The 26,734-nt window shown below is 66.3% G+C and carries 25 protein-coding genes and 1 riboswitch; of the genes, 16 read left to right on the top strand and 9 right to left on the bottom strand.

The features are described from left to right. The first annotated feature begins 59 nt into the window (after window positions 1-59). Window positions 60-539 carry a tRNA (cytidine(34)-2'-O)-methyltransferase gene (locus tag SMAL_RS00820; protein ID WP_012509719.1) on the top strand — a complete coding sequence of 160 codons (480 nt, stop codon included), beginning with the start codon at window positions 60-62 and terminating at the stop codon, window positions 537-539. Between the two features lie 46 nt (window positions 540-585). Here SMAL_RS00820 and SMAL_RS00815 read toward each other — a convergent pair whose 3' ends face one another. Both SMAL_RS00815 and SMAL_RS00810 read right to left on the bottom strand, forming a co-directional pair. Beyond that, entirely contained in the window at window positions 586-978 is a 393-nt protein-coding gene (locus SMAL_RS00815) for a tautomerase family protein (protein ID WP_012509718.1), read from the bottom strand. 11 nt (window positions 979-989) lie between these two features. Continuing rightward, a complete protein-coding gene (locus SMAL_RS00810; RefSeq protein WP_004135210.1) occupies window positions 990-1,307 on the bottom strand; it encodes a carboxymuconolactone decarboxylase family protein in 318 nt (105 codons plus the stop codon). A gap of 67 nt (window positions 1,308-1,374) precedes the next feature. Between SMAL_RS00810 and SMAL_RS00805 the strand changes: the two genes are divergently transcribed. Further along, window positions 1,375-2,286 (top strand): LysR substrate-binding domain-containing protein, encoded by a 912-nt coding sequence (locus tag SMAL_RS00805; RefSeq protein ID WP_332250384.1) that lies wholly within the window; start codon window positions 1,375-1,377, stop codon window positions 2,284-2,286. A 132-nt stretch (window positions 2,287-2,418) separates the two neighbouring features. On the opposite strand, the gene SMAL_RS00800 is transcribed toward SMAL_RS00805, so the two are convergent. Next, on the bottom strand, window positions 2,419-3,582 hold the full coding sequence (locus tag SMAL_RS00800) for an acyl-CoA dehydrogenase family protein (RefSeq protein WP_041864455.1): 1,164 nt from the start codon (window positions 3,580-3,582) through the stop codon (window positions 2,419-2,421). A 316-nt stretch (window positions 3,583-3,898) separates the two neighbouring features. Here SMAL_RS00800 and SMAL_RS00795 point away from each other — a divergent pair, with 316 nt between their 5' ends. Together SMAL_RS00795 and SMAL_RS00790 are read left to right on the top strand one after the other, a co-directional pair. Continuing rightward, on the top strand, window positions 3,899-5,575 hold the full coding sequence (locus tag SMAL_RS00795; RefSeq protein ID WP_012509716.1) for an electron transfer flavoprotein-ubiquinone oxidoreductase: 1,677 nt from the start codon (window positions 3,899-3,901) through the stop codon (window positions 5,573-5,575). A gap of 65 nt (window positions 5,576-5,640) precedes the next feature. Continuing rightward, window positions 5,641-6,042, top strand: a complete 402-nt coding sequence (locus SMAL_RS00790; RefSeq protein WP_012509715.1) for a c-type cytochrome — start codon at window positions 5,641-5,643, stop codon at window positions 6,040-6,042. Here the strand turns inward: SMAL_RS00790 and SMAL_RS00785 are convergent. Next, window positions 6,036-9,635 (bottom strand): ATP-binding protein, encoded by a 3,600-nt coding sequence (locus SMAL_RS00785; RefSeq protein WP_012509714.1) that lies wholly within the window; start codon window positions 9,633-9,635, stop codon window positions 6,036-6,038. The genes SMAL_RS00790 and SMAL_RS00785 overlap by 7 nt on opposite strands. A gap of 75 nt (window positions 9,636-9,710) precedes the next feature. Here SMAL_RS00785 and SMAL_RS00780 point away from each other — a divergent pair, with 75 nt between their 5' ends. The 7 genes from SMAL_RS00780 (at window position 9,711) to pnuC (ending at window position 18,560) form a co-directional block, all read left to right on the top strand. Continuing rightward, window positions 9,711-10,349, top strand: a complete 639-nt coding sequence (locus tag SMAL_RS00780; RefSeq protein WP_004135047.1) for a response regulator — start codon at window positions 9,711-9,713, stop codon at window positions 10,347-10,349. 378 nt (window positions 10,350-10,727) lie between these two features. Continuing rightward, on the top strand, window positions 10,728-11,498 hold the full coding sequence (locus SMAL_RS00775) for a hypothetical protein (protein WP_041864454.1): 771 nt from the start codon (window positions 10,728-10,730) through the stop codon (window positions 11,496-11,498). Window positions 11,499-11,609: 111 nt separating this feature from the next. Further along, a complete protein-coding gene (locus SMAL_RS00770; protein WP_012509712.1) occupies window positions 11,610-13,607 on the top strand; it encodes a peptidoglycan-binding domain-containing protein in 1,998 nt (665 codons plus the stop codon). A 248-nt stretch (window positions 13,608-13,855) separates the two neighbouring features. Further along, complete coding sequence (locus tag SMAL_RS00765) at window positions 13,856-14,263, top strand: glycine zipper 2TM domain-containing protein (protein WP_005411889.1); 408 nt, start codon at window positions 13,856-13,858, stop codon at window positions 14,261-14,263. A gap of 129 nt (window positions 14,264-14,392) precedes the next feature. Then, window positions 14,393-15,517 (top strand): phosphotransferase enzyme family protein, encoded by a 1,125-nt coding sequence (locus SMAL_RS00760; protein WP_012509711.1) that lies wholly within the window; start codon window positions 14,393-14,395, stop codon window positions 15,515-15,517. A 109-nt stretch (window positions 15,518-15,626) separates the two neighbouring features. Then, window positions 15,627-15,722: riboswitch (TPP riboswitch) on the top strand. Window positions 15,723-15,792: 70 nt separating this feature from the next. Then, a complete protein-coding gene (locus tag SMAL_RS00750) occupies window positions 15,793-17,982 on the top strand; it encodes a TonB-dependent siderophore receptor (protein ID WP_012509710.1) in 2,190 nt (729 codons plus the stop codon). Window positions 17,983-17,990: 8 nt separating this feature from the next. Further along, window positions 17,991-18,560 (top strand): nicotinamide riboside transporter PnuC, encoded by a 570-nt coding sequence (gene pnuC, locus SMAL_RS00745; protein ID WP_012509709.1) that lies wholly within the window; start codon window positions 17,991-17,993, stop codon window positions 18,558-18,560. Window positions 18,561-18,668: 108 nt separating this feature from the next. Here the strand turns inward: pnuC and SMAL_RS00740 are convergent, their stop codons facing one another. The 5 genes from SMAL_RS00740 to SMAL_RS00720 form a co-directional block, all read right to left on the bottom strand. Continuing rightward, window positions 18,669-19,085 (bottom strand): hypothetical protein, encoded by a 417-nt coding sequence (locus SMAL_RS00740; protein WP_012509708.1) that lies wholly within the window; start codon window positions 19,083-19,085, stop codon window positions 18,669-18,671. A gap of 85 nt (window positions 19,086-19,170) precedes the next feature. Continuing rightward, window positions 19,171-20,145, bottom strand: a complete 975-nt coding sequence (locus SMAL_RS00735) for a Dyp-type peroxidase (protein ID WP_012509707.1) — start codon at window positions 20,143-20,145, stop codon at window positions 19,171-19,173. Between the two features lie 123 nt (window positions 20,146-20,268). Next, window positions 20,269-20,637, bottom strand: coding sequence for a VOC family protein (locus SMAL_RS00730; protein ID WP_012509706.1), 369 nt, complete (start codon window positions 20,635-20,637; stop codon window positions 20,269-20,271). A 68-nt stretch (window positions 20,638-20,705) separates the two neighbouring features. Beyond that, window positions 20,706-21,473 (bottom strand): helix-turn-helix transcriptional regulator, encoded by a 768-nt coding sequence (locus SMAL_RS00725; RefSeq protein ID WP_012509705.1) that lies wholly within the window; start codon window positions 21,471-21,473, stop codon window positions 20,706-20,708. A 121-nt stretch (window positions 21,474-21,594) separates the two neighbouring features. Beyond that, window positions 21,595-22,170, bottom strand: coding sequence for an OmpO family porin (locus SMAL_RS00720; RefSeq protein ID WP_004134798.1), 576 nt, complete (start codon window positions 22,168-22,170; stop codon window positions 21,595-21,597). A gap of 206 nt (window positions 22,171-22,376) precedes the next feature. Here SMAL_RS00720 and SMAL_RS00715 point away from each other — a divergent pair, with 206 nt between their 5' ends. The 5 genes from SMAL_RS00715 to SMAL_RS00695 all read left to right on the top strand — a co-directional run bounded on the left by SMAL_RS00715 (window position 22,377) and on the right by SMAL_RS00695 (window position 26,731). Beyond that, entirely contained in the window at window positions 22,377-23,327 is a 951-nt protein-coding gene (locus SMAL_RS00715; protein WP_041864453.1) for a DUF2268 domain-containing putative Zn-dependent protease, read from the top strand. 212 nt (window positions 23,328-23,539) lie between these two features. Then, a complete protein-coding gene (locus tag SMAL_RS00710) occupies window positions 23,540-23,812 on the top strand; it encodes a hypothetical protein (protein WP_012509703.1) in 273 nt (90 codons plus the stop codon). Window positions 23,813-23,968: 156 nt separating this feature from the next. Further along, a complete protein-coding gene (locus SMAL_RS00705) occupies window positions 23,969-24,655 on the top strand; it encodes a L,D-transpeptidase family protein (RefSeq protein WP_004134734.1) in 687 nt (228 codons plus the stop codon). A 433-nt stretch (window positions 24,656-25,088) separates the two neighbouring features. Beyond that, the gene (locus tag SMAL_RS00700) at window positions 25,089-25,352 is read left to right on the top strand and encodes a helix-turn-helix domain-containing protein (protein ID WP_012509702.1); all 264 of its coding nucleotides are present in this window, start codon (window positions 25,089-25,091) and stop codon (window positions 25,350-25,352) included. Next, window positions 25,349-26,731 (top strand): HipA domain-containing protein, encoded by a 1,383-nt coding sequence (locus SMAL_RS00695; RefSeq protein ID WP_012509701.1) that lies wholly within the window; start codon window positions 25,349-25,351, stop codon window positions 26,729-26,731. The genes SMAL_RS00700 and SMAL_RS00695 overlap by 4 nt, the downstream gene beginning before the upstream one ends. Window positions 26,732-26,734 lie beyond the last annotated feature (3 nt).

Raw genomic sequence — 26,734 nt, 5'->3', positions numbered from 1 at the left:
CCTGCCCCGTGCAGGGCGTGCGCCGTAAAGGCGGCGGTCGTCGCAGGTACACTGCGCCGATGAATGCCGCGCCCCAGTTCCATGTGATCCTGTTCCAACCGGAAATCCCGCCCAACACGGGCAATGTGATCCGGCTCTGCGCCAACACCGGCGCGCAGCTGCACCTGGTCGAGCCACTCGGCTTCGCACTGGAAGACAAGCAGCTCAAGCGCGCCGGCCTGGACTACCACGAGTACTCACGCCTGCAGGTGCATCCTGACCTGGACACGGCGCTGGCGCGTATCGCACCCAAACGATTGTTCGCACTCAGTACCCGGGCCAGCGTCCGCTATGACAGCGTGGCCTTCGACGACGGAGATGCGTTCCTGTTCGGCCCGGAAAGCCGCGGCCTGCCGCAGGACGTGCTCGATGCATTGCCGGATGGCCACCGCCTGCGCCTGCCGATGCGGCCGGACAACCGCAGCCTCAATCTTTCCAACACCGTTGCAGTGGTGATGTACGAGGCCTGGCGGCAGCATGGGTTTGCCGGCGGCCAGTAGATCCACGCCCCGCGCGGATGTTCTTCGCGCGCAGCGTCGAAGCCGCTCAGTCCACCGCCTCCAGCAGCTGCGCGCGCCCCTGCGAGAACGACCAGTCCTCCTCGCTGGTGGTTCCGATGACGATCATCACGTCCTCCGGGCGTATGCCGGGACTGGCTGCCAATCGCTGCACCAGCCGTGCGTAGAACGACTGCTTGCGCGCCGCACTGCGAACGCGCCCGGCGGTGAGGTGGATCAGCACGAATCCCTCGCTGCGCGGTCCGCCCGCGTAATCAGGGTCGAACACCAGTTCGCCTGGATCGCATTGATGGAACACCTGGAAGCAATCGTGCGGCGGAACATCGAATGCCTCTTCCAGGGACTGCTGCAGGCTGCGCGAGAACGCGGCCAGCCAATCACGGGAACGGCCCTTGTGCAGGCTGATGCGTGCGTACGGCATTGAGGTGCTCCTCAGGGGGAAGGGTCGAGCGCGGCGAGCACGGTCGCGGCCGAGAATGCCGCCGGCCAGCCCACATAGAACGCGAGATGGGTGATGACCTCGGCCAGAGCGTCGCGGTCGAGTCCATTGCCAACGGCACGCTGCAGATGCCCCGGCAGCTGTTCGGGGCGGTACAGCGCCACCAGTGCAGCGACGGTCACCAGGCTGCGTTCGCGCGGGGACAGGCCCGGTCGTTGCCAGACGTCGGCAAACAGCACCTGTTCGGTCAGATCGACCAGCTTGGGAACCACGCCGGACAGGGACCGGAGCGTAGTGGGTGTGTCTTGCATGGGGCCGGCCGAAGAGGAGGAAGGGCCACCCTAGCAGCCGCTATCATTCCAATAAATTGGAATATTATTGAGTGTCGATCCCATATATGTGGACATTCCCGGCATGTCGCGATTACATCTGGATCTGGAAGTCCTGCGCAGCTTCGTGACCGGCGTGGAGCTGGGCAGCTTCGCTCTGGCCGCACAGCAGTTGCATCTCTCCACGTCGGCCATCAGCGCCCAGCTCAAGCGATTGCAGGCGCAGATCGGCACGCCACTGCTGGAGAAAACCGGCCGCGGCCTGACGCCCACCGCGCAGGGCGAAGCCCTGCTCAGCTATGCGCGTCGACTGCTGGAATTGAACGACGAAGCCATCCAGGCCGTACGCGGCGCTCCGTTGCAGGGCGCCATCCGGGTCGGACTCGCCGAGGATTTCGGAGCATCGCTGCTGCCCGGCATCCTGTCGCGCTTCGCACAGGCGCACCCGCAGCTGCGCATCGATGCGAGGGTCTGTCGCACGGCGACCTTGATGGAGGCATTGGCCCGCGACACGCTGGATCTGGCACTGGTCTGGGGCGATGACCATGACTGGCCCTATTCCCAGCATCTGTGCCGCCTGCCGCTGCACTGGATCGGCAGCGCCGACCCGGCCCCCGCTGGCGGGCCGGTGTGCCTGGCCACGCTTGAAGCCCCGTGCCTGATGCGCCAACGCGCCTGCGACGCCCTCGACCATGCCGGTCTGGAATGGCGGGAAAGCTTCTCGAGCAGCAGCCTGGCGGCGATCTGGGCAGCGGTGGCTGCCGGGCTTGGGGTCACGGTACGCACCGCTGCCGGAATGCCGGACCACCTGCGGATCCGCCATGACCTGCCGACATTGCCGGCGATCAATCTGTTGCTGTGCTGGAACCAGGCACGCCCCGGCACCGCCGTGCAGCAGCTGGCCGCGATCATCGAAAACGCCGTGCACACCTCGGTGCCGGGGATGGCTCGATCCGCCTGACCACAGGTGGATCTACGCACCCTGTGCCCGTGGATCCACGCCACGCGTCGATGATCGCCTGGCAGATGCCGACCTTGGTCGGCACGGGAGCGCCAACCAGGGTTGGCGACTACCGCCATGCGTGGATAGCTGTCAGAACGCGTTGATGCCGGTCAGCTCGCGGCCGATCACCAGCTGGTGCACGGTCTCGGTGCCTTCATAGGTGATCACCGATTCCAGGTTCAGCGCATGCCGGATCGCTACATGCTCGGTGGTGATGCCGGCGCCGCCCAGCAGATCGCGACATTCGCGGGCGATGTCGATCGCCATGCGGCAGTTGTTCCACTTGGCCAGGCTCACCTGCTGTGGCTGCAGCTGGCCGGCTTCCTTCAGGCGTCCGAGCTGCAACGCCAGCAGCTGCGCCATGGTGATGCGGCGTGCCATCTCGGCCAGCTTGATCTGTGCGCTCTGCGTGGCGGCCAGCGGGCGGCCGAACAACACGCGCTCCTTGGCATAGCCCAGCGCTTCGTCCAGGCAGGCAATGGCCGAACCGATCGGCCCCCAGCTGATGCCGAAACGCGCCTGGGTCAGGCAACCCAGCGGTCCCTTCAGGCCCTTCACGTTGGGCAGGCGATGGCTGTCGGGCACGCGCACGTCGTCGAAGAACAGCGCACCGGTCAGCGACGCACGCAGGCTCATCTTGTGCTTGATCTCCTGCGTGGTGAACCCCGGCATGCCCTTTTCCAGCACGAAGCCCTGGATGCCGTCCTCGGTCTGCGCCCAGACGATGGCCAGGTCGGCCACCGGGCCGCTGGTGATCCACATCTTGCTGCCGTTGATGCGCCAGTCGTCGCCATCGCGCACCGCGCGGGTCTTCATGCTGGCCGGATCGGAACCGCCATGCGCCTCGGTCAGGCCGAAGCAGCCGATCAGCTCACCGCGCGCCATCGCCGGCAGCCACTGCCGGCGCTGTTCTTCACTGCCGTAGGCGTAGATCGGGTACATGCACAGTGAGCTCTGCACCGACACGAAACTACGCAGGCCTGAGTCGCCGCGTTCCAGCTCCTGGCAGATCAGGCCGTAACTGACCGCGCCGAGGTCGCCACCGCCGTATTCGCCGGGCAGGGTCGCACCGAGCAGGCCCAAGGAGGCGATCTCAGGCACCAGTTCCGACGGGAAGCGCGCCTGGTCGAAGGCATCGCCGATGATCGGCAGCACGCGCTCGTCGGTGAAGCGGGCCACGCTCTCCTGCACCGCGCGCTCTTCCTCGCTGAGCAGGGAACGGACATCGAACAGGTCGTACGGATCCAAAGCCATGGCACTCACACGCAGTCGGGACCCGGACATTGTCGGTCATCCGCAAGCATCACGTCTGGCAGGTGTGGACCTTGGTCCACACGGAAGCGGGTCCGGGCGGTGAAACACTGTGCCAACCAAGGTTGGCACCTACCCGGACACGCGCATTACGCTGCACTGCAACAATCATGGCGTGAACATCGGCGATCTAGCTCGATCACGCGCGGCCCGGTACCCTGACACATTCAAACAACCGTTTCGCTCGTGGCTGCACGCGCGATTCCCAGGCAACCGCCGGTGGCCCCGATGCCGGCACTACCCACGAGTCATGCAATCGATGAGCGCTGAAGCCAACGCCCTGCCCCCGCGTGAAGTAATGGAGTTCGACGTGGTGATCGTCGGCGCCGGCCCCGCCGGCCTGGCCACCGCGATCCGCCTGCGCCAGCGCGCGATCGAAGCCGGTCGCGAGCTGTCGGTGTGCGTACTGGAAAAGGGCTCCGAGCCGGGTGCTCACGTGCTGTCCGGCGCGGTGATGGACCCGCGCGCGCTGACCGAACTGTTCCCGGACTGGGCCGAGCGCGGCGCACCCCTGAAGCAGAAGGTCACCCGCGACGAATTCCTGTTCCTCAGCGAAACCGGCGCACGCAGCACGCCCAATGCGCTGCTGCCGGAGTGCTTCCACAACGAAGGCAACTACATCATCAGCCTGGGTGAAGTGACCCGCTGGCTGGCGCAGCAGGCCGAGGCGCTGGAAGTAGCGATCTTCCCCGGCTTCGCTGCCGCCGAGGTACTGTACGGCGACGACGGCGCAGTCATCGGCGTGGCCACCGGCGACATGGGCATCGAGAAGGACGGCACGCGCGGCCCCGCCTTCGAACGCGGCATGGCCCTGCAAGCGAAGTACACCGTGTTCGCCGAAGGCGCGCGCGGTCATCTCGGCCGCCAGCTGATCAGCCGTTTCAAGCTGGATGACGGCAAGGACCCGCAGGCCTACGGCATCGGCATCAAGGAGCTGTGGCAGATCGACCCAGCCAAGCATGAGCCGGGCCTGGTCGTGCACGCCGCCGGCTGGCCACTGGACAGCGACACCTACGGCGGTGCCTTCCTGTACCACGCCGACGGCGGCAAGGTCGCCATCGGCTACGTGGTCGGCCTGGACTACAAGAACCCGTGGCTGAGCCCGTTCGAAGAGTTCCAGCGCTTCAAGACCCACCCGTCCATCCGCAAGCATCTGGAAGGCGGCACCCGCATCGGCTACGGCGCGCGCGCGATCACCGCCGGCGGCCTGATGTCGCTGCCGAAGACGGTGTTCCCGGGTGGCGCGCTGGTCGGCTGCGAGGCAGGCTTCCTCAACGTCAGCCGCATCAAGGGCAGCCACGCCGCGATCAAGACCGGCATGCTGTGCGCCGATGCCGCCTTCGACGCGCTGGCCGCCGATCGCCAGCACGACGAACTGAGCGCCTACCCACAGGCCTTCGAAGCCAGCTGGCTGCATGACGAGCTGAAGCTGTCGAAGAACTTCAAGCAGTGGTTCAAGAAGGGCCAGACCGTGGCCACGCTGATGACCGGCATCGAGCAGTGGCTGCTGCCGAAGTTGGGCGTGCGCAACCCGCCGTGGACCCTGCGCCACAGCATCCCGGACCACGCCTGCCTGGAGCCGGCATCCAGGCACACCCGCATCGCCTACCCGAAGCCGGATGGCGTGCTGACCTTCGATCGCCTCAGCTCGGTGTTCCTGAGCAGCACCAACCATGCCGAAGACCAGCCCAGCCACCTGACACTGAAGGATGCGAGCATCCCGGTGAAGGTGAACCTGGCCGAGTACGCCGGCCCGGAAGCGCGTTACTGCCCGGCAGGCGTGTATGAGTTCGTCGGCGAGGGCAACGACGCGCGCCTGCAGATCAACGCGCAGAACTGCGTGCACTGCAAGACCTGCGACATCAAGGACCCCACCCAGAACATCGTCTGGGTGACCCCGCAGGGGGGCGGCGGCCCGAACTACTCAGGCATGTGATCGCCACGGGCTGCGACTGCGTGTCGCAGCCCACCTGCCCCGTTGCATCGCTATCCTCCCCGCCCATGCGCGCTGCCTGCCTGCTCATCGCCGTCGTCGTGGCCCTTGCGGCCACGGCCTGCCAGCGCCCGCCGCCAGCCCCCGCCACGCCCGAACAGGCGCGCCAGCAGGCCATGCAGCGCGCGTTTGAACTGTGTGCGGGTTGCCACACCGTACAACCCGGCGGCATCCATCGCTTCGGACCGAACCTGCATGGAGTGATCGGTCGCCGTGCCGGCAGCCTGCCCGATTACGGCTACTCCGACGGCATGCGCCGCGCCGACATCACCTGGAGCGCGCAGACCCTGGATGCCTTCCTGCAGTCGCCCACCCACGTGGTGCCGGGTACACGCATGTACAACGCCTTCCCCAGTGCCGAACGCCGTGCGCTGGTGATCGCCTACCTGCAGCAGCAGTCGCCTCAGTGAGCAAGGCGCTGCAGTTGCTGCTGCAGCCGCGCCACGAATTCGGCCACGCTTGCGAACACCGGCGCCGGATCGGTCTCGGCCGCATCCTGCAGGCGCTCCACCAGCGCATTGGCCTGCCCGGCCAGCACCGTCGCGCCTATTGCACCCAGGCCACCGGCCTGCCGGTGCAGGTGCAGCGCGGCCGCCTCTCGATCTCCGGCCTGCAGCGCGCGCTGCACGGCGGCAAGATCGCCTTCGCTGGCCTGCAGCAGGCTGTCGCGCAGCTGGATCGCCACCGCGCGTGAGCCGAAGCGCTGCTGCAACGTGGACAGATCCGGCAGCGCCATGCCGTCGTCGGCAACCACCTCCGTCACCGGTTCGGCGAACGACTGGCCCTGTGCCTGCGGCAACCAACGCAGCAGCGCCGCGCGCAACGTGGCCAGTGACAGCGGCTTGGCCAGTACCTCGTCCATGCCGGCCTCGCGGCAACGGCGCGCATCGTCGTCCAGCACACTGGCGGTCAGCGCCAGCACGGTCAGCCGCGGCTGGCCATTGCGGCCCTCGCGCTCGCGCAGCAGCCGGGTGAAGCCGAAGCCATCGAGCACCGGCATCCGGCAATCGGTGATCACCAGGTCGAAGCTTTCCGACAACAGCCGATCCAGCCCCTGCTGGCCATCACCGACCATCACGTGCGGCACGCCCAGCTGCTGCAGGCGCCAGGCCATCATCGCCTGGTTGGTCGGGTGGTCCTCGATCACCAGCACCCGCGCCTGGCGCAGCGCCGGGGGCAGCAGCGAGGCCTGTTCCTGCTCGGCCACCAGCGCTTCAACATCACCGCTGCCGGCCTCCACCAGCGACAACCGCACTTCGGCGCGGGTGCCTTCGCCCAGCGTGCTGTGCAGGGTCAGTTCGCCGTCCATCATCTGCACCAGGCGCTGGCTGATGCTCAGGCCAAGGCCGGTGCCACCATGGTCGCGCTGGATGTAGGCACCGGCCTGGGTGAACGGCGCGAACAGATGCTGCAGCTGCTCCGGTGCGATGCCCATGCCGGTGTCGGTCACGCTCAGGCACAGCGGCTGGCTGCCATCCTCGGCGGTAGGCCCCAGCACCTCCAGCTGCAGCCGCACTTCGCCGCGCGCCGTGAACTTGATGGCGTTGCTGAGCAGGTTGAACACGATCTGGCGCAGGCGCACGCCATCCACTTCGTGTGCCGGTGCCAGCTGTGGATCGATCTCCACCAGCAACGCCAGCCCGCGTGCACTGGCCTGCGCCGACAACAACCGGCATACGCTTTCCAGCAGCGGCCGCAGCGGTTGCGGTACCGGCTCCAGGCGCAGCGCACCGGCCTCCAGTCGCGAGTAATCAAGAATGTCATCCAGGATCTGCCGCAGCATCTGCGCCGAATCCTCGATCACGCCGAGGATGCGCTGCTGCTCGGCATCCAGCGGCGAATGCGCCAGTACTTCCAGCATGCCCAGCACGCCACTCATCGGTGTACGGATCTCATGGCTCATCGTGGCCAGGAAGCGTGACTTCGCTTCCGCCGCCTGCTCGGCCTCGGCTTTGGCCGCGGTCAGGGCCTCGGCCTGCGCACGTGCCTCGCTGACGTCCACCCAGTAGCCACTCCAGGTCACCGCCCCTGCCTCTGCCGCATAGGGATGGGCCTGGCTGCGCACCCAGCGCGCACCGCCCGCATCGGCACGCAGGCGGAACTCGAGGATCAGCGGCGCGAACTGGCGTGCGGCCTGCTCGACCGCCTGCAGGATGCGTTCGCGATCCTCCTCCTCGATGCGTTCCAGCAGCAGTTTCGCGTCCTGCTCGGCCTGCTGCCGGGTGATGCCGAACAGCGCCTGCAGGTCGCCGGCAATGAACGGAAAACCGAGAGTGCCATCGGCATCGCGCCGTGCCTGGTAGACCACGGCGGGAAGGTTGTCGGTGACCTCGGCCAGGCGCTGCTCCAGATGACGCCGCCCGGCCACCTCGCGACGCAGGCGCCAGTACCCGATGCCGTGCACCAGCAGGGCAGTCAGCAATACCAGCAGTAGTGGCAGGCCCCAGCGCAGCGCGTGCCTCCAGTCGATGCCATTGCGGTACTCCACCGCCAGCCAGTCGCCACGCAACGCTTCACGCTTGCGCGGCGTCATCTGCAGCAGCAGGCGGTCGAAGGTGGTGGCCAGGGCCGCATGGCGGCGTTCCACGGCCAGCACCAGCTGGTCGTTGAAGCCGGCCGGGGCGGCCACCTGCAGGCGCCCCGGGAAGCTGCTGCGCAGCAGGTGATCGACCAGTGCCAGGTTGCCCACGTAGGCATCGGCTTCACCAGCGGCAAGACGCTGCAGCGCCTGCTCGGCACTGCGCGCGGCGATGATCCGTGCGCTGGGGGCCTGCTGCAGCACGTAGCCGCGTATGCGCTCGGGATCGGACAGCAGCACGCGCTTGCCCTGCAGGTCCGACAGGCCCAGCAGCGCCGGGCTGTCGACGCGGCTGACGATCACGTTCGGCACGCTGATGAAGGGCTGGCTGAACACCCAGTCCGGCCCCAGATAGCGCGAATCGGCAGGAATGCCCATCACCGCCTGCAGCTCGCCGCGGCGCGCCTTCTCGCGCACCTCATACCAGTCGTGGCTGTTCTCCGGCTGAAGATTGGCACCGGCCTGCAGCAGCCGTCGCAGATACTCGCTGGCCAGGCCACTGGGCTTGCCTTCCTTGTCGGCGAACGACAACGGCGCCGCGTTCGGCGCGAAGCCGATCTTCAGCGGCTGCTCCAGCACCCGCTTCTCGGCCTGACTCAGCGCCAGCCGTGCCGATGCCGACCACTGTGGCAACGGCAGCCAGCGTTGCACCAGCGCATCACACTGCGCCTGGCTGGTCGCAGCCAGAGCCAGATCCAGTGCTTCGGCCAGTGGCTGCTTGCTGTTGGGTATGCCGAAGTGCAGTTGCTCGGGCGGCAGGTCACTGGGGCGCAGCAGCACCACGCCCTGCAGGCGCTGGCTGGCGATCAGCTCGGTGGCGACATAGGCATTGCCGATGTAAACGTCAGCTTTGTCGTCTCTGACCATCTGCAGCGCCGTAAGCGAGCTGTTTGCGACAAGCTGTCGTGCCCGGGGAAAGCGCGCCCGCACCTGCGGGCCGGTCAGGAAGTCCTGCTCGATCACCACCCGCAGCCCATCCAGGTCGGGGATGTCGGAGGCACGCAGGTCATCCGGGCGTCCCACCAGGGCCAGCGGTGCCTCGCCATAGGCGGCGGTGTAGACCATGCAGCGGGTGCGGTCGGCACTGAGACCGACATTCATCACTACATCGATCTCGCCACGACATGCCGCATCCAGCACGGATGTCCAGTCTGGATAGCGCCGTGCCTCGACCTTCACGCCCAGCTGACGGGCGAGAAGCGACAGATAATCCGGCCCCAGGCCGACCTGCTGGCCATCACGGAGGGACTCGAACGGCGGCCAGCCGCTGTCATACTGGCCCACGACGATGCTTGGATGCGCGGCCAGGTACTCGCGCTGCAGGGGAGTGAGCGGCAGCAGTCCTGGCACGGCCTGTACCGGTGCGGCAGGCAGCACCAGCACGGCCAGCAGCAGGACCAGCCCGCGAACAGCCCAGCTACGCATCGGCGTCGATCTCCTAGAATCCTGCCAGGAACCGCGATGGTCGCGGTCCGGCGTGCCCGGTGGCCATACTAGAGCATGAGCTTGCGCATCATCATCGCAGACGACCACCCGGTGGTCCGTATCGGTACCCGTGCCGTCATCGAATCGAGCGGGGTGGGCCGCGTGGTCGGCGAAGCCGACAGCGCGCAGGCGCTGATGACCCTGCTCGGCAGCCAACCCTGCGACCTGCTGGTCACCGACTACTCGATGCCGGGCAGTCCCCAGGCCGACGGCTTCGCCATGATCGGCATGATCCGCCGCCGCCATCCCGACCTGCCGGTACTCATGCTCAGCGTCTCCAACAACCTGGCGATCCTGCGCATGGTGCTCGACAGCGGCGTGCTCGGCCTGGTCGACAAGAGCTCGTCGATGGACGAACTGCCGCAGGCCATCCAGGCGGTCTATCGCGGCCAGCCCTATATCAGCCGCAGCCTGCGCGAGCGGGTCGAGGCCGCCGGCAGCTGGCGCATGCGCGAGGGCGACGGCAAGCCACTGTCGCCGCGCGAGGTGGAGGTGCTGCGGCTGCTGGGCACCGGCATGACCGTGAAGGAAATCTCGCTGCAGCTGCACAAGAGCGTCAGCACCATCAGCCGGCAGAAGGGTGACGCCATGCTCAAACTGGGCCTGAAGGGCGACGCCGAGCTGTTCGACTACCTGCGCGACGGCAAGATCTGAGATGCCGTTCACATAAGAGGGCGCAGTGCGCTGCCCTCTTTGATGCGTCGCGATTCTGTGCAAAGATTGCCGGGCATGAGTTCTCAATGCGAGGTCGAAGGAATCGACCGGCTCATGTCCTCGCTCCTGTCCCCCGGTGGATGGGGTGCGGTTTCCTGCCGGCCGTCTGGCCCGGCAACGCTGACCATGGAGAGGCGCATGCATCACCCCCCAAAACTACGTTGGACCCTGCCGTTGCCGCCCCTGCGCGCATTCGCGGCGTGCCTGCTCGTCTCTCTTTCCGCTGCCGCCTGCAGCGCCGCCGACCCGGCTCCCTCGTCCTCCCAGCCCGGCGCGCACGCGCAGGCTGCCAATGCGCCCCGACAGGATGTTGCCCCGATGCAGAACACTTCCCCCGATACCGCCGTCACCCCGCCCGACGCGCCGACCGTGATGTATTTCACCTACCAGCAGGACGGCGATGGCGCGACCTCCTATGAGGTCCAGAACGGCAGCGTGGCGACCTTCTGGTTCGGCCATCAGTTCACGCTCGACGGCACCACCTACTACACCGGGTTCTCCTGGGATACCCGCGAGCACTACGGCAAGCCCGGCGAGCAGCAGCCGGCCGGCCCGGATGACCGCGCCAACCTCGCCGAGGCCACCTTCGTGCTGGCCGGCGGCGATGCGAAGAAGCCGTGGAAGTTCCGTGGCCAGGAATGGACCATCGGCGCGCTCGGCGCCTACGACAAGGCCGACGACATCGATACCCGGCGCAAGCCGCTCGAACATCGCACGGCCGATGGCCGCCTGCTGCTGGCAGTGCCGACCAGCAGCTTCGACCGCGGCATCAGCGGCAGCGGCTACGCCCTGCTGCTGTTCAACCCGAAGCGCAGCGAAGACGACGTGGACAGCAAGGTCTGGCGCTATGTGGGTTCGGTGCGCACCGGCGAAGACAACAGCGCCGCCTGCGACGACGGCAACGTGATGCCGTGCACCGACAGCGATGGCGACCTGGCCTTCATTGCCGACGGCAACGGCCTGCCGCAGCTGACCGTGAGCTTCAAGGGCACCACCATCGAAAGCCCGGGCAAGACCCGCGCACTGGGTGCCGGCGACGCCGTGCACTACCGCTTCGACAGCGCGACCCAGCAGTACCTGGCGCGCTGATTCCCACCCGCACACGCGGGTTACCTGTTGACCGACATGTTCTTGACTCACGGATGAGTCCGGTTGGCGATTCGCGGCATCCGCCGCTCCATCAACCCCGAGGAAAACGTCATGGCACAGCATGACTACAGCAGAAAGGAAGTCCTGGACATCGTCGAGCAGGTCGCCAGGCAGAAGGGCATCCCCGTGGATGACTTCATGCGCTTCGCGCACATCGAGACCGGCGGCAGCTTCAACGAGCGCGCGCACAACACCTCGTCCGGTGCCAAGGGCCTGTTCCAGTTCGTGCCCGGTTCCGCGCGCCAGTACCACCTGACCGGCCACGAGTTCGATCCGACCCGCAACACCGAAGCAGCCGCGCAGATGTACCAGGACAACCTGGAGTCGATGGCGCGCCGCAACGAGCGCACCGGCAATCCGTACCTGTCCGGGGGCAACACGCCCACCGGCCTGGACCTGTACCTGGCCCACCAGCAGGGCAGCGCCGGCTATGGCTCGGTGCAGACTGCGATCGCCACCGGCACCTTCGGCGTGGTGCGCAACGGCGATGGCGAAGAAATCAACATGCGCCGCAACGTACTGAACCAGATCGGCTCGGATGCCAAGGCGCTGACCGGCCACACCCTGGCCGAGATGCGCGGCATGAACGATGGCGACCTGGCGCGGACATTCTCCAGCTACTACATCCACAAGTACGCGGCGATCAGCATTCCGGAAAAGAACATCGAACCGCAGGCGGTGGCGCAGGGCCAGGGCCAGACCCAGACCCCGGCAGCGCCTGCACAGGCCAGCGCAGCCGTGGCGGCGGGTGCAGCCACGCTGGCGGCAACCGCAACGGCAGCTGCCACACCGAAGCCAGGCATTGAACTGCAGGCCGCCTACGAGGCCGGCGTGAAGTACGACGACGTCAAGTACGCCATCAACATCCCGGGCCACGCGCTGTACGTACCGGGCAAGACCGGCAAGAACGTGGAGCAGGGTTACATCGACTGTTCCGGCTGGGTCGGCACGCTGCAGAACCGGACCATGGACGAGATCAACCAGAAGGCCGGGCACGCGGTGTTCAGCAAGGCTGATCGCATCGACCTGGGCAACCTCGGTTCCGGTGGGATCGTGCGCAAGGCGTTCGACCAGTCCGGCGTGCTGCTGGACCGCGACGCGATCCTGAAGCCCGATGCGCTGAAGGAAGGCATGATCATCGGCCTGGATACGGCCAGGACCCGCCATGAGCACTGGAACGGCATCGACCACATCGTGATGGTGGTGCGCGACCCCAACACCGACAAGCTGCTGATCAGCCAGTCCACCGGCAGCAAGGGCGTGCACACCATGCCGGTCGAGGACTACCTCAAGCAGGTGAAGGACCACCCGAACTGGAAGCTGTACGCCTCCGATCCGCTGTCCAAGGCGCGCGACCTGCTGGAAAACCGCACCCCGTCGCACGAGCAGACCCAGGGCAAGCCTGCGGCCGAGCACAAGGCCGCTGCCACGCCGCACGCCGAACTGTACAAGCAGGGCGCGCACAGCGAGGGCGTGCGCAAGGTGCAGGAGCAGCTGGGCCACCTGGGCTACGTCGGCGCCGACGGCAAGCCGCTGGTCGAAGATGGCCGCTTCGGCCGCAACACCGACGCGGCAGTGCGCCAGCTGCAGAAGGACAACGGCCTGGTGGTCGACGGCATTGTCGGAGCGAAGACCCTGGAGGCAATCAAGGACGCACGCGAACGGCCGTTGCTGAACGACGAGCGGCACCCGCGCAATCCGTTGTTCATCCAGGCCAGCAAGGGTCTGGAACTGCTGCCGGCCGGGACCTTCAAGGACCGCCACACGCTGGAAAGCGCTGCTGCGGCTTTGACCAAGGAGGCGCATGCCGCCGGCCTGCAGCGCATCGACTCGGTGGTGCCCAGCCCGAACGGTGAGCGCCTGTTCGCCGTGCAGGGCACCATCGGCGACCCCGCCGCCAGCCGCGTGGCGGTGGAGACCCGTGCCGCCAGCGAGCAGAGCCTGGCGCTCAGCAGCGGTGCCGTGCAGGGCGCGCCGAACGTGCTGCATCAGCAGCAGGACGCCCAGCAGGAGCAGGCCCGGCAGGCCCAGAAGGCGATGGGCGTCTAGGCCCGCAGCGCCTTGCAGACCGGGAAAGGGCCACGCCATGCGTGGCCCTTTCCTTATCTGCCAGCTGAGCGGCCGAGGCCGCTTTCAGCCTTGCTTCATGCCGCCTGCCGCTAGATGAATGCGCAAGCCGCACGGTGGACCAGGCAATGTTCCGGCAATGTTGGAACGCCAGCGTGGTCTCCACGGCAGCCGGGGCGCCCCCGCGCCCTCCCTGCCCAGCGTGGCATGCACCTCACAGGAGAACGAACATGCTCAGTACTTCCGCACTCAGCTTCCGTGGTCTGGCGATGGCCCTGGCACTGGTGGCCGGTGTCGCCGTGGTCAGCGATGCCAGCGCGATGTCGAGGAAGGACAAGCGCACCCTGGTCGGCGCCGTGGTCGGTGGCGTGGCCGGCAACCTGCTCTCCAACGGTGATCCCGCTGCCACTGTCGGCGGTGCCGTGGCCGGCGGCGCGATCGGCAACCTGACCACCTCCGACCGCCGCGACCGTCGCTACTACGACAATCGCCGTTACGACGACCGCTACGATCGCCGTTACGACCGTGGTTACTACCGCAGCGGCTACTACGACCGTGGCGACGACCGTCGCTGGCAGCGCGAGCGCTACTACGACAACCGCTACTACCACGACCGCGGTCGCCATCGCGGCTGGTAACCCGGCGCGGCGGTACCGCCGATGACGATGCCACGACGGGCGGGTCGATGACCCGCCCGTTTGCGTTGCGGGCGGCCATGGCGTTGAATGCGCAGCCTTGGATGTGACTTTCCCCACTGGGGCTGCGGCATGACTTCTTCCTCCCACCGCGTGCAGGGCCTCAACAACGACGAGGTTGCTGCCGACTGGCCGCCGATCAGCGCCGCAGACCTCGCGTGGCTGCGCCAGCGCTTTCCGCAGCTGGATGCGGACAGCCACCCGCACTGGCACAGTCCTCGGCCACTGTCGGCCGCTGCCATCGTCAATGGCACGCGCGGACCGGTGTTCATCAAGCGCCACCACCACAGCGTGCGCAGCGCCGCCTGCCTGGAAGAAGAACACCACTTCATCGCCCATCTCGCTGCCGCCGGCGTACCGGTTGTGCAGGTGCTGGCGGCAGCCGATGGCCACACCGCGGTCGAGCACGGCGAATGGACCTTCGAGCTGCATGCCGTGGGCGTGGGCGAGGACCTGTACCGCGATGCCGCGTCGTGGTCGTTGCTGACCGATGTCGCGCAGGCCCGCGAAGCCGGCCGCATGCTGGCCGAGCTGCACCGTGCCGCCGCCAGCTATCACGCGCCACAGCGCAGTACCCATCTGCTGGTTGCACGCGACGACCTGATCCGCGCCGACGATCCGATCGCGGCCATCAAGGCGGGGCTGCACGAGCGCTCCGGGCTGGCCCGCTACCTCGCGCGCATTCCGTGGGAGGCGCAGCTGCAGCGCGACGTGCTGCCGTGGCATGCCGGCCTGGCCGAGCGCCTGCGCGACGAACCGCGACTATGGGCGCACAACGACTGGCATGTCTCCAACCTGCTGTGGCGCGATGGACAGGTCAGCACCGTGCTGGATTTCGGCCTGGCCTCGCCCACCAGCGCCCTGTTCGACCTCGCCACCGCGATCGAGCGCAACGCAGTGGCGTGGCTGGAACTGGAGCGCGGCATGGAGGCGGTGCGCATCGATATCGCGCTGGCCCTGATCGACGGCTACCGCAAGGTGCTGCCATTGTCGGCAGCACGCGTGCAGCTGCTGGCCGACCTGCTGCCGATGGTGCATTTCGACTTCGCACTATCCGAAGTGGAGTATTTCGAAGGCATCACCGGCTCCACCGCAAACGCGGATGTGGCCTGGCAGCCGTTCATGCTGGGGCACCCGGCGTGGTTCCACAGCGCGCCGGGACAGGCACTGCTGCAGGCGTTGCGCGCAGCCGCGTGACCCGGTTGGCGCACCGTCGGGGTCAGATCCCTTTCCTGCGGACAGGGATCTGACCCCGCAGCCTGAAGAGCACCCACTCGCAAATCCGTACCATTTGTAGTGAAATGGTCACCTGAAGCGGGGGTGCCTGGATCTGCCAGGCTGAGAGAGTCCCTTGGAACCTGATCCGGTTTGCACCGGCGTAGGGAGCTTTGAGCCGCAGCCACACGCCCGTCATGGGCCGGTGCACCTGCGCGCCGTCGCTTCGTCTCCCTTGTTGTCCGAAGACGAACCGAATGAACCGCTGCCTGCGCCCCAACCTGCTCTCCCTCGCCCTCTGCGCCGCGCTGCCGCTGCATGCCAGCGAGGCCGATGCATCTCCCGATGCGGCTGCCACTGGTGCCGAACGCTCGCCGACCGAACTGGCGGCAGTGCGCGTGCAGGCCGGCAAGCCGAAGGCCGATACCTCGCGCGTGAACGCCTTCGGTGGTGGTTCCTGGAAGGAGACGCCGGCGTCGGTGAACGTGCTTGAGCGCGACTACCTCGACCGCCGCCAGGTGCGTTCGCTGTCCGAGCTGGCCAGCAACGATGCCTCGCTGGGCGATGCGTACGCGCCGGTCGGCTACTACCAGAACATCGCCATCCGTGGCTTCGCGCTGGACGCCGCCACCGGCTACCGCTTCAACGGCCTGTCCATCGCCGGCGAACAGCGCCTGGCGCTGGAGAACGTGCAGTCGGTTGAGATCCTCAAGGGTGAAGCTGGCCTGGCTGCAGGCGTGATGGCACCCGGCGGCATCATCAACTACATCGGCAAGCGACCGGCCGAAGTGCGCACGGTCACCCTCGGCACCGATTCGGAAGGCTCGCGCTACGCCGCCGTCGATGTCGGCCACTGGATCACCCCGCGTTTCGGCCTGCGCCTGAATGCCGCATGGGATGCCAGCAATTCCTATGTCGAGCACGCCGATGGCCGTCGCAACTTCTATTCGCTGGCCGCCGACTGGCTGATCGGCGAACGCGGCAAGCTGGAAGTGGATGCCAACTACCAGACCAGTTCGCAGCGCTCGGTGTCGGGCTACCAGCTGCTGGGCGCGCGCGAGCTGCCGCACGGCGTGGATCGCGAATTCCTGCTCGGCTACCAGCCGTGGCAGCGCCCGGTGGATATCGCCAGCACCAACATCACCGCGTTGCACACCTACGACTTCAACGATGCCTGGCAGTCGCGCGTCTCGGTCGGCCACAGCCGCTCGGTGATCGATGACAACGTCGCCTTCGCCTATGGCTGCTACTACGCCACGCAGTGCGCCGATGGCAGCGTGCCGGGCAACTACTTCGCGCCCAATGGCGACTACGACGTCTACGACTACCGCAGCCCGGACGACACCCGCCGCAACCAGCAGGCCCGTGCCGAGCTGCGTGGCCGCTTCGAGACCGGCAGCGTCGGCCACCAGCTGACCCTCGGTGCCGATTACTTCCGCCGCACCGTGGACAAGCGCCCGAGCGTCAACGAGTACGTCGGCACCAGCAACATCCACGATGCGCAGGTACCGGTGTTCGAACCGTCGCCGAAGATGCCCGGCCCCTCCGCACGACGCCTGGACAGCCGCCAGACCGCGTTCTTCGCGCTGGACCGGATGAGCTTCGGTGATGACTGGCAGTGGCTGGCCGGCGGCCGCTTCGTGCGCCTGGACGAGCGTGCCTACGACAAGCGTGGTACCCCGCAGCGGCACAGCCGCCTGTCGCGTTTCCTGCCGCAGACCGCCGTGGTGTGGAAGGCCACCGATCAGCTCAATGCCTATGCCAGCTATGTGCGCGGCATCTCGCTGGGCCAGGAAGCGCCGTTCTGGACCAGCAATGCCGACACCTTCCTGCCATCGGTGCAGTCGCGCCAGCTGGAAGTGGGCGTGAAGTACGTGCCGGTCGAGGCGCTGACGCTGGGCGCAGCCGTGTTCCGCATCTCGCAGCCGTACCAGTACGCCAAGCCGGACAGCAGCGACGTCGGCTACACCTTCGTCGAGGAAGGCACGCAGACCCACACCGGCCTGGAGCTGACTGCCAACGGGCAGCTGACAGACGCGCTGCAGATCGTGGCCAGCGCCAGCGTGCTGCAGGCGCGCGCGCGCGACACCGGCACCCCGGCCTATGAAGGCCATCAGTTGGTGAATGTGCCAAAGGTGCGCGCCAGCGTGCACGTGGCCTATGCGCTCCCGTTCGTGCAGGGCCTGGATGTGACCGGCGGCTGGCGCTATGCCGGTGCCAACGTGGCACGCGCCGACGGTGGTGTACGCGCACCGGACTACTCGGTGTTCGATGCCGGCCTGCGCTTCCAGCACCGCCTGCACGAACGTGCGGTGACCTGGAACCTGTCGGTGGATAACGTGTTCAACCGCTTCTACTGGCGCGATACCGGCAGCAGTGGTGGTGACTACTACCTGTTCCCCGGCGCACCGCGACAGGCCCGCCTGTCGGTGACGTTCGCACTGTGAGCGGCGTCATGCTCGAGTGGACCGCCGCGCTGTGCAGCATCCTTGGTGTATGGCTGATGGCCAAGCGCCGGCTGGTGGCTTGGCCGGTGGGCCTGCTGTCGGTGACGCTGTACGGGCTGGTCTTCGCCGAGGCCAAGCTGTATTCGGACACGCTGCTGCAGGTCGCCTTCGGTGGTTTCCTGGTCTATGGCTGGCTCAACTGGCGGCAGCACGCCGCCGACGAGGGCAGCGTCCGCATCGTGCCACTGGCGCGCGGCAAGCTGCTGCGCGACCTGGCCATCGGTCTCTGCGGTGGCGTGGCGCTGGGTGCGGCCATGCACACCTTCACCGATGCCGCGCTGCCGTGGCTGGACGCGATGCTGACCGCGCTGAGCCTGGTCGGCCAGTGGTGGCAGGCACGCCGCCACGTGGCCTGCTGGTGGGTGTGGATCGCGGTGGACGTGGTGTACGTGGGTGCGTACCTGTTCAAGTCGCTGCATGTGACCGCCGCGCTGTACGTGTTCTTCCTCGGCCTGGCCGTGTTCGGGCTGCGCGCATGGAGCGCAGCTGCGCGTGAACCGCAGGTGGCAACGCAGTAAAGCCACGCCGTGCGTGGCCGGGGTTTACCGGTTGTCGCCAACCTTGGTTGGCGCACGCCTGCCGATCAAGGTCGGCATCTACCAGGCGCATCCACGCATGGCGTGGATCTACTGGGTAAGCAGCAGGCCCAGCCGCAGCGGCTGGCGCATGTCAGCCGGTGGGGCGGCCTGCAACGGCGCGGACTGCAATGTCGCGCGCAGGTCGGCGTCGATCTGGGCGTCGCCCAAGCTGCCGAATTCGAGTTTCGAAATGCGGCCGTCCGCCGCGATCCACACGCTCACCGGCAGCGGCGTCGGTGCGTCCGGATGTGCCTGCATCCATTCCAGCACGCGCTGCGCCTGCGGGTCCTGCTCCTGCTGCAGGCGCTGCTGCAACTGGCCGCCCACGGCGGCGGCATAGGCCATCCAGTGTGCGGGAGCCTCCTGCGCGGAAACGCTGGCACTTCCAAGTGCGAGCGCACCGAACAGCGCGGCCAATGGCCGCCACCAGCGGCGTACGCCGGTCCTGTTTCCTGCCATGGCCATCGCCAGCCTCCTGCACTTCCATCCAACGTCTGATGGTCGGCGCGGTAGATGACAGGCAGATGGCGGGCGGCACTGCCCGGCGCGATCAGTCGCCCAGGTCGGCCAGCACCTTGCGCGAGGGCGCGAAGAAGGTCACGCCGGTGGTGGCGGTGGAGAAGTCGAGGATGCGGTCGTGCAGCGGCGCGGGATTGCCGATGAACATGCGCTCGAGCATCTTCTCGATCACCCACAGGCGGCGCGTGTAGCCGATGAAGTAGGTGCCGTACTCGCCACGGCCCGGGTTGGCGAACGGCATGTTGTCGCGCAGGATCTCATGCTCGCCGTCGGCGTCTTCGATGGTGCACAGGGTCTTGTGCGATTTCTGCGCATCGGCCGGCGCATCGTCCAGTTCGATGTTGTCGTGCTTGGTGCGGCCGATGATCGCTTCCTGCGCCTCGGTCTTCTGCGCGCGCCAGGCATCGAGGTTGTGCAGGTACTTCTGCACCACCACATAGCTGCCACCGGCATGCGCCGGGTCTTCATCGCCCACGATGGTGGCTTCCGGAAGCGACAGCCCTTCCGGGTTGGCGGTGCCATCGACGAAGTCGAGCAGGTCGCGGCCATCGAAGTAGCGGAAACCGGCCACGTCATCGACCGTTTCCACCGCATCACCGAACGCCATCAACAGGTTGCGCTCGAACGCCACGATCAGATCCATGGTGCGTGCGCGGATGTGATACAGCAGGTCTCCGGGTGTGGACACTGCCGTGTGGGTAGCGCCTTTGATCTCGCGGAACGGCTGCAGCTCACGCGGCGGCGTGGTGCCCACCAGCGGCTGCCACACGCGGTGACCAATGGCCACGTTGCAGGTGAAGGTGCGCTCGATCTCGCGGATGGCGGTGTTCTTGATCAGGTCATCGGTGCTGGCCAGCACCTCGCGTGCCTTGGCGATCGACGCCTCGTCATCCTTCACCTTCAGCACCAGGAACGCCGCCGAATGGGTGAGCGGCGCGGTGATCTGCTGCGGCTCGTTTTCGAGCGTGTGGTTGAGGGCGGTGATCGGTGCGGGCTGGGAGTTCACGGCGGTTCCTGCTGGCTTGAGGCGGGCGCATCGCATGTAGCGATGTGCGGGCGATCATAGCGGAACCGCCTGACCGGGGACGGAGCGGTTCTCGTTCCGTCCACTGGCGAAGGCACGAAGACCTCAATCCACATCACTCCAGACCGCCAGCTCGTAGCCATCCAGATCGCGGAAGTGGAAGCGACGGCCACCGGGGAAGGCGAACACCGCCTGCACCACCTCGCCACCGGCGGCGATCACGCGCTGCTGGGCGTCGGCAAGGTCCGCGCAGTAGAGAATCACCAGTGGGCTGCCCTGCGCACGTACCGGTGTGTCGGACACCAAGCCGCCTTTCAGGCGGCCGTCGTCGAACTCGGTGTAGGCCGGGCCGTAGTCCGTGAAATTCCAGCCGAACACCTCGCCGTAGAAGCGTTTGCTGCGGGCGATGTCGGCGACGTTGAATTCGATGTTGTCGATGCGGCGTTCGGCATCGGGGGGTGCGGCGTGGCTCATGGCGTGACTCCTGGGTGGGAGCCCCAGCTTCGGTCAGCGCGGCACGGCGGTCTTGAAGAAAACGGCCATCATCGGCCCCATTCCAGGCGCAGCTGCCGTGCGGTCATGCTGGCAAGCTCGCGCGCCTCGCGGCTGAGGTGGGCCTGGTCGGCATAGCCGGCATCAGCGGCCAGCATCGCCAACGAGTGCTGCGGCAGCGCGCGGCTATGGCGAAGAAAGCGTTGCAGGCGCAGGATCCGCTCCAGCGTCTTGGCGCCGTAGCCGAACTGCGACTGGCTGAAACGCCGCAGGCTGCGCGGGCTCAGACTCAAGTGCGCCGCCAGCGTATCCAGCGTGGCGTGACCCGCGGCGAGCGCCTGGAACAGGACATGTGCACGCTGCGCCGGGGTGTCGAGTGCGGCAGCGCCCATATGCCGCTGCAGGCAGTACGCCATCCGCTGCAGGCGCTGCGCTGGCGCGGTATCGCCGATGGAGGCTGCAGCCTTCTTCGCCCACGCGCCCTTCAGATCGGCCAGTGGCACCGCCTGGCCGATGATCTCGGCCAAGGGCAGGCCAAGCGCGGCCAATGCCTGGCCAGGTCGGAAGCGTGCCCCCAGTACCTGTGCACCGGGTGCCAGTGCCGGATGTGCAGCCACCCGATCCGGGCCGACCACGAACAGCGCGCCGTCGCGCCAGAGAATGTCCACGCAGCCATCGGGCAATACGGTGATGTGCCGATCGGCACCGGCAGGAAGCTGGCTCTGCCACAGCTGGCCGAAGTGGCCACGCAGCGGCGCAGGCGCCAGATGCTCCTGGTAGGCCGTGCCAGTACCTTCGAGGGAGGAAGGGTCGCCCATGCCGCATTGTGGCGCCACAGGTCCCATAAAAGTGAAGCCCGGCGCGAGGCCGGGCTTCGGTTGGCGTGTGGGAGAGAGAGAGTCACACGCCAGCACAACACGCACTAACGACAGGCGTTTGTTACCAGGTGAAGCGCGGGCCCACGAACCACTCGCGGTCGCCGGCCTTGGCCAGCTTCACTTCGCCACTCAGGCCCCAGTTCTGGTTGAACTTGGCGGTGGCGCCGACGCGGCCGTAGAACTCGCCGTCCGGGTTGTAGCCGTGCTTCTTGCTGAAATCTTCGTAGCCGGCCATCACGTAGCCTTCCACGTACGGGTTGAACGCGGTGCGCACGCCCACTTCGGTGGAGTAGCCGTTGAAGTCCAGGCCGCGCTTCTCGTCGTACTTCTGGTAGGCAACGCGAGCCACCAGGTCGGTGTTCGGTGCGATGCCGTAGTTGTAGCCGACACCCAGGCGCCACTGGTCGACGTCATTCTTGAACTTGTCGGTCTCCTGGGCGCTGTAGTCGCCAAAGACGTGGAAGTTCGGGTGCACCGCAACGGAACCCTTCACCTTCCAGCCATCGGCGTCGCCGCCCTTGGCATCGGTGTTCACGTAGCCGCCTTCAACGTAGTTGTACGACAGGCCATCGGTTGCCGATGCAGCGAACGGCAGAGCAGCCAGAAGACCCAGGGCAAGCAGCGAATTCTTGTTCATCGGGACACACCTTTAATTATTTTGGTTTCGTCGACCGCCTCCCGGGAGGGGGAGAGAGAGGAGGCGGTCGACAGGTGTGAATTATCCGTTAGGGGGTCTAATCAACCCTGAATATTGAACTGACTGGTGTATAAATAAGGCTGGCGTTCAGGGAACTCCGCATGGCATTGCTGTCGGCTTCTTACGCGCATCACGCTCGATGCTTGATGCGGGCACTGATCCTGATCGCCTCACCGATCGCGCTGCTGCAGGCACAGGCGGCTGAGCATGTCGGTCCTGCCGGGCACATCGTCGTACAGACAGACGATGTCACGCGCTTCTTCAAGGTGCTGGACGCCAACCATGGGCGCCCAAGCGCCAATGATCTGCAGCACGGCTATCTGGATGCGGGTACGGATGCCCTGCGCAGCTTCACCGACAGCCGTATCGGCTCGATGGAGCGGCTGGCCAGGGCCATCCAGGACAAGCCGGCATTGTTTGCGAAAGCGAGATCCTGCGCGACCGCATTGCCATCGATCCGCACGCGCGTCGCCGCTGCCGTCGATCAGCTCGGCGCCTTGTTGCCATCTGCGCGCTTTCCCCCGGTCACCGTACTGGTGGGCCGCGGCAACAGTGGTGGCGTTACCACCGAAGCAGGTGTGGTCATTGGACTGGAAGCGCTGTGCAACGCTGACTGGATGCAGGCCGATGCAAGCGACCGCTTCGTGCACCTGATCGCCCATGAGTACGTGCACGTGCAACAGCCCGGCGCGCGCGTTGATGTCGAGCAGCCCACCCTGCTCTATCAGACGCTGCTGGAAGGCGGCGCCGAATACGTGGCCGAACGGATCTCCGGGCAACCGGCCAACGCGCATCTGCAGCATTGGGCGCAGGGTCGCGAGTGTGCGCTGGAGCGCGCGTTCCTGCAGGACAGCATGGGTACCGATCTTTCGAGGTGGCTGTACAACGGCCCCGGCGACGATACGCGCCGCGGAGATCTGGGCTACTGGATCGGCTACCGCATCGCCCATGCCTATGTTGCGCGCGCGCCCGACATGCCCAACGCCATCGCCGAACTGCTGGCTGTCCAGCCTGGAAACGCTGCAGCGCTGCTGGAAGCAAGTGGATGGCAACCTGCGTGCGGAGCAGGCGAAAGCACGCAGACGCACATGCTGTGATGCAGGCTTCATGCAGGTGAATGGGTGATATTGAACAGGCACAAGGCGATACGCCGGTGCAGATCAGCTCGCTTGATCCCGCTTGTTAAGGTTCGTTGATTTACAGGCCTTCACAGCCCATCCACGTACTCAAATTCCAGCTGAAAGCGCTTGGTAGCGCCGGGAACAAACGCCGCTATATTCCAGCTTCCCCAGACGAAGGAGGGAGTGGAATGAAACTGACCTCGCAACACATGAAGATGGCCCGTGCACTCAGCGTGGCGCTCATCGCCACCGTGAGCCTTGGCGCTTGCGCCTCTTACAAGAACGAGTTTGCAACGATCAACTCGCGTCTCGACCAGCTCGATGTAAAGGTGCAGGGCGCCGCCCAGAGTGCCGAGTCCGCCAACCAGTCGGCGCAGCAGGCCAACCAGCGTCTGGACCAGATCGAAGGTCGCGTGCAGCAGCTTGAAAGGGCACCTGCCGGCCGCAAGCCGCGCGGCTGATCGCTCCCTCACCGTTTGAATTGATCCACCTCTGTATTGGGAACCAGTGGCCTTCGCCGGCCACTGGCATCCTTCCACCAAGATTTCATTGCAAGGAGCCGTCCCATTCGTACCTCCTCCTCCCCTGCACGCCGCGCCCTCCATGCCGCATTGGCCATGGCACTGGCCGTTGCGTGCAGCGGCGTAGCCAACGCCAGGGACAAGGACGCACCTGCACCCCCGGTGGCCACAGTCGATGAACTTCCCGCTGACCAGAGCGTCTCCGAGACGGTGATCGAACTGGCCGGCTGGGTGGTCGCCAGCAAGGACAACCAGGGCTATCCGTTCGCGATCATGGACAAGGCCGCGGCGCAGGTGCTGGTCTTCAGCGGCGACGGCAAGCTGCGCGGTGCCGCACCGGCGCTGTTCGGTTCGGCCATCGGCGATCACTCCGCACCCGGCGTTGCCAAGCTCGCGCTGAGTGCGATTCCAGGCCATGACCGCACTACCCCGGCGGGCCGTTTCATTGGTGGCTATGGCCCCTCCGACGATGCCGGTCGCGTGCTGTGGGTGGACTACGATTCCGCCGTTTCGATGCACCCGCTGCCGCCAGGCACCCCGAAAGAGAAGCGCGCCCAACGGCTGGCATCACCTTCGCCGGACGACAACCGCGTTACGCACGGCTGCATCAACGTCACGCCTGCGTTCTACGAGCAGATCGTGCAATCCACGTTCGAGAAGGGCGGTGTGTTCTACATCCTTCCGGACAAGGATTCGATCGCGAAGACGTTCCCGGAGTTCGCGCAGAGCCGGGGCGATGCAAAGGACGAAGACGAGAAGGGCGCGCGGCGCGCGAGCAAGTAACAGACGCTTTGCCTGCGGCCATCGCTGGTTGTGGCCGGGGTGCGGCCAGGCCTGTTGAGGTTGCGAGCCTGCGCTGCAGGCAGAGGTTCCCGGGCACGCTCCTGGCAGGCCCCACCTGGACCCCACTCATCGCGGACGTCCCACCCCCGTGGCGCTGCCCATATGGACCGGATGAGGCATCGCGCTCCCACGACGTCAAAGAATCCTTGAGTTCATGAGGATTTTTGGGGGGGGGCTGGACACCTTTGCAAATAAATCCTTATTTCAATGAGGATTTTCTTGCATCCAGCTTCTTTTGCCAAGAAATCCTCAAGATCGAAAGGATTCTAAGGAATCCTGGGTTTTGCGCGAATAATCCTCACTGCAGTGAGGATTATATGGTATAGACGATGGGTCGAATCCAGAGCGTCAGGCTCTGCTGGGGGAGTTCCCATTGAAGATCAGGCTTGAGAAGGCTGAGGCCTTGGGACCACTGGTGAGAGCCGCCCGCAAGCATCAGGGACTGCGCCAGGATGCAACCGCCGAAGGCATCGGGGTCAGCGAGAATTTCCTGGCCAAGGTCGAACGCGGCGGTACCACGGTGCAATGGGGCAAGTTGTTCACCGTGCTTGACGAGCTGGGGCTGCATGTCGAAATCGACGTGCCGGACGAAGCGATGGCCCTGCTGGCCAAACGTGCCAACGGGAAGGCGCCATGAGCGCCCCCCGTATCGACCTCAAGGACGTCATTACAACGACCGTCCTGTCTGGACTGCACTATCCGCTTCCACCACGCGAACTGCAGGTCAGCATCGACGAAGCGCCGGTGGGCCGCCTGACCGAAGCAGCAAACCTGTGGCGCTTCACCTATGCGCCGGAGTGGCTCGGCAGCGCACATCGGTTTCCACTGGCGCCTGCGTTACCACTGCAAGACACCGCCATCCTCGATGGCTCCAGCCAACGCCCCGTGCAGTGGTACTTCGACAATCTGCTGCCGGAAGAGCAGCAACGCACGCTGATGGCAACCGATGCCAGGGTGGATGGCGCGGACGCGTTCGCATTGCTGGCCGCCTATGGCGCGGAATCGGCTGGCTCGTTGACGCTGCTGCCTCCAGGCCAGCGCCTGCCACCCGGCGGCAGAAAACCACTGCCCGATGCGGAACTCTCCACGCGTATCCAAGGCCTGCCACGCACGTCGCTTGCGGCGGGTGCCGCCAAGCGCATGTCACTGGCAGGTGCCCAGCACAAGCTGGCAATCATCGAGACAGGGGGAGAACTCTACCAACCTCTGGGCGCCGAGCCCTCGACCCACATCCTCAAGCCTGACAGCACCAGCAGCAGTTATCCCCACAGCGTGGCCAACGAGTGGTTCGTGATGCGCCTTGCACAGCGCATGGGGCTGCAGGTGCCGAAGATCGAGCGCCGCTACGTACCGGAGCCGGTCTTCATCATCGAGCGCTTTGATCGCGAAATCACCGCCGATGCCATCCATCGCCGTCATGCCATCGACGCCTGCCAGCTGCTCAACCTCGACCGGCAGTTCAAGTACACGCTCGGCAGCATCGACACCCTGAAGGTCATCGTCGAGCAATGCAGAAGCAAGCTCAAGACGCGCGTCCGCCTGTTCGACTGGATGATCTTCAATGTACTCACCGGCAACAACGATGCGCACCTGAAGAACCTGAGCTTCCTGGTCGACAGCAGGGGCATCGAACTGGCCCCCCACTACGACCTGCTGTCCACCGCATGTTACGAGACCCGCGCGTATGCCGACGAGGGCGCACGTTGGCCAGAACGCTCGGAACTGTCGTGGCCCATTCTCGGTGTCGCGCGCTTCCACGACCTTCGTTTCGAGCATCTGGTTTCTGCCGGTGAAGCGCTGGGCCTGGGAAGACCAGCCGCCACCCGGCAGCTGCGCCATCAGATCGACCGCATCGCAGGCGAAGCCCAGGCGCTTTACGCGGAGGTGCTGCAGGAAAACCAGCAATGGTTGACCCGTTTCGACATCGGCCCAAGCCTGGAAGGCGAGGTGCATTTCCTGAGAACGCTGGTCCACGTGATCATCGCCGACATGGTGAGGCAGCTTTCACCGGCATGATGC

Source organism: Stenotrophomonas maltophilia R551-3, assembly GCF_000020665.1.
GTDB lineage: Bacteria > Pseudomonadota > Gammaproteobacteria > Xanthomonadales > Xanthomonadaceae > Stenotrophomonas > Stenotrophomonas maltophilia_L.
The sequence above is the reverse complement of the archived record's forward strand: the minus strand, read 5'-3'. Positions and strand labels throughout refer to the sequence as shown.

Bases quoted from the DNA above. Each gene is read 5' to 3' on its own strand.
- SMAL_RS00715 (WP_041864453.1), top strand. From the start codon at position 22,377: ATGCGGGCACTGATCCTGATCGCCTCACCGATCGCGCTGCTGCAGGCA.
- SMAL_RS00790 (WP_012509715.1), top strand. From the start codon at position 5,641: ATGCGCGCTGCCTGCCTGCTCATCGCCGTCGTCGTGGCCCTTGCGGCC.
- SMAL_RS00740 (WP_012509708.1), bottom strand. From the start codon at position 19,085: ATGGCCATGGCAGGAAACAGGACCGGCGTACGCCGCTGGTGGCGGCCA.
- SMAL_RS00795 (WP_012509716.1), top strand. From the start codon at position 3,899: ATGAGCGCTGAAGCCAACGCCCTGCCCCCGCGTGAAGTAATGGAGTTC.
- SMAL_RS00760 (WP_012509711.1), top strand. From the start codon at position 14,393: ATGACTTCTTCCTCCCACCGCGTGCAGGGCCTCAACAACGACGAGGTT.
- SMAL_RS00705 (WP_004134734.1), top strand. From the start codon at position 23,969: ATGGCACTGGCCGTTGCGTGCAGCGGCGTAGCCAACGCCAGGGACAAG.
- SMAL_RS00775 (WP_041864454.1), top strand. From the start codon at position 10,728: ATGCAGAACACTTCCCCCGATACCGCCGTCACCCCGCCCGACGCGCCG.
- SMAL_RS00780 (WP_004135047.1), top strand. From the start codon at position 9,711: ATGAGCTTGCGCATCATCATCGCAGACGACCACCCGGTGGTCCGTATC.
- SMAL_RS00800 (WP_041864455.1), bottom strand. From the start codon at position 3,582: ATGGCTTTGGATCCGTACGACCTGTTCGATGTCCGTTCCCTGCTCAGC.
- SMAL_RS00815 (WP_012509718.1), bottom strand. From the start codon at position 978: ATGCCGTACGCACGCATCAGCCTGCACAAGGGCCGTTCCCGTGATTGG.
- pnuC (WP_012509709.1), top strand. From the start codon at position 17,991: ATGCTCGAGTGGACCGCCGCGCTGTGCAGCATCCTTGGTGTATGGCTG.
- SMAL_RS00810 (WP_004135210.1), bottom strand. From the start codon at position 1,307: ATGCAAGACACACCCACTACGCTCCGGTCCCTGTCCGGCGTGGTTCCC.
- SMAL_RS00730 (WP_012509706.1), bottom strand. From the start codon at position 20,637: ATGAGCCACGCCGCACCCCCCGATGCCGAACGCCGCATCGACAACATC.
- SMAL_RS00710 (WP_012509703.1), top strand. From the start codon at position 23,540: ATGAAACTGACCTCGCAACACATGAAGATGGCCCGTGCACTCAGCGTG.
- SMAL_RS00765 (WP_005411889.1), top strand. From the start codon at position 13,856: ATGCTCAGTACTTCCGCACTCAGCTTCCGTGGTCTGGCGATGGCCCTG.
- SMAL_RS00725 (WP_012509705.1), bottom strand. From the start codon at position 21,473: ATGGGCGACCCTTCCTCCCTCGAAGGTACTGGCACGGCCTACCAGGAG.
- SMAL_RS00695 (WP_012509701.1), top strand. From the start codon at position 25,349: ATGAGCGCCCCCCGTATCGACCTCAAGGACGTCATTACAACGACCGTC.
- SMAL_RS00785 (WP_012509714.1), bottom strand. From the start codon at position 9,635: ATGCGTAGCTGGGCTGTTCGCGGGCTGGTCCTGCTGCTGGCCGTGCTG.
- SMAL_RS00770 (WP_012509712.1), top strand. From the start codon at position 11,610: ATGGCACAGCATGACTACAGCAGAAAGGAAGTCCTGGACATCGTCGAG.
- SMAL_RS00750 (WP_012509710.1), top strand. From the start codon at position 15,793: ATGAACCGCTGCCTGCGCCCCAACCTGCTCTCCCTCGCCCTCTGCGCC.
- SMAL_RS00820 (WP_012509719.1), top strand. From the start codon at position 60: ATGAATGCCGCGCCCCAGTTCCATGTGATCCTGTTCCAACCGGAAATC.
- SMAL_RS00720 (WP_004134798.1), bottom strand. From the start codon at position 22,170: ATGAACAAGAATTCGCTGCTTGCCCTGGGTCTTCTGGCTGCTCTGCCG.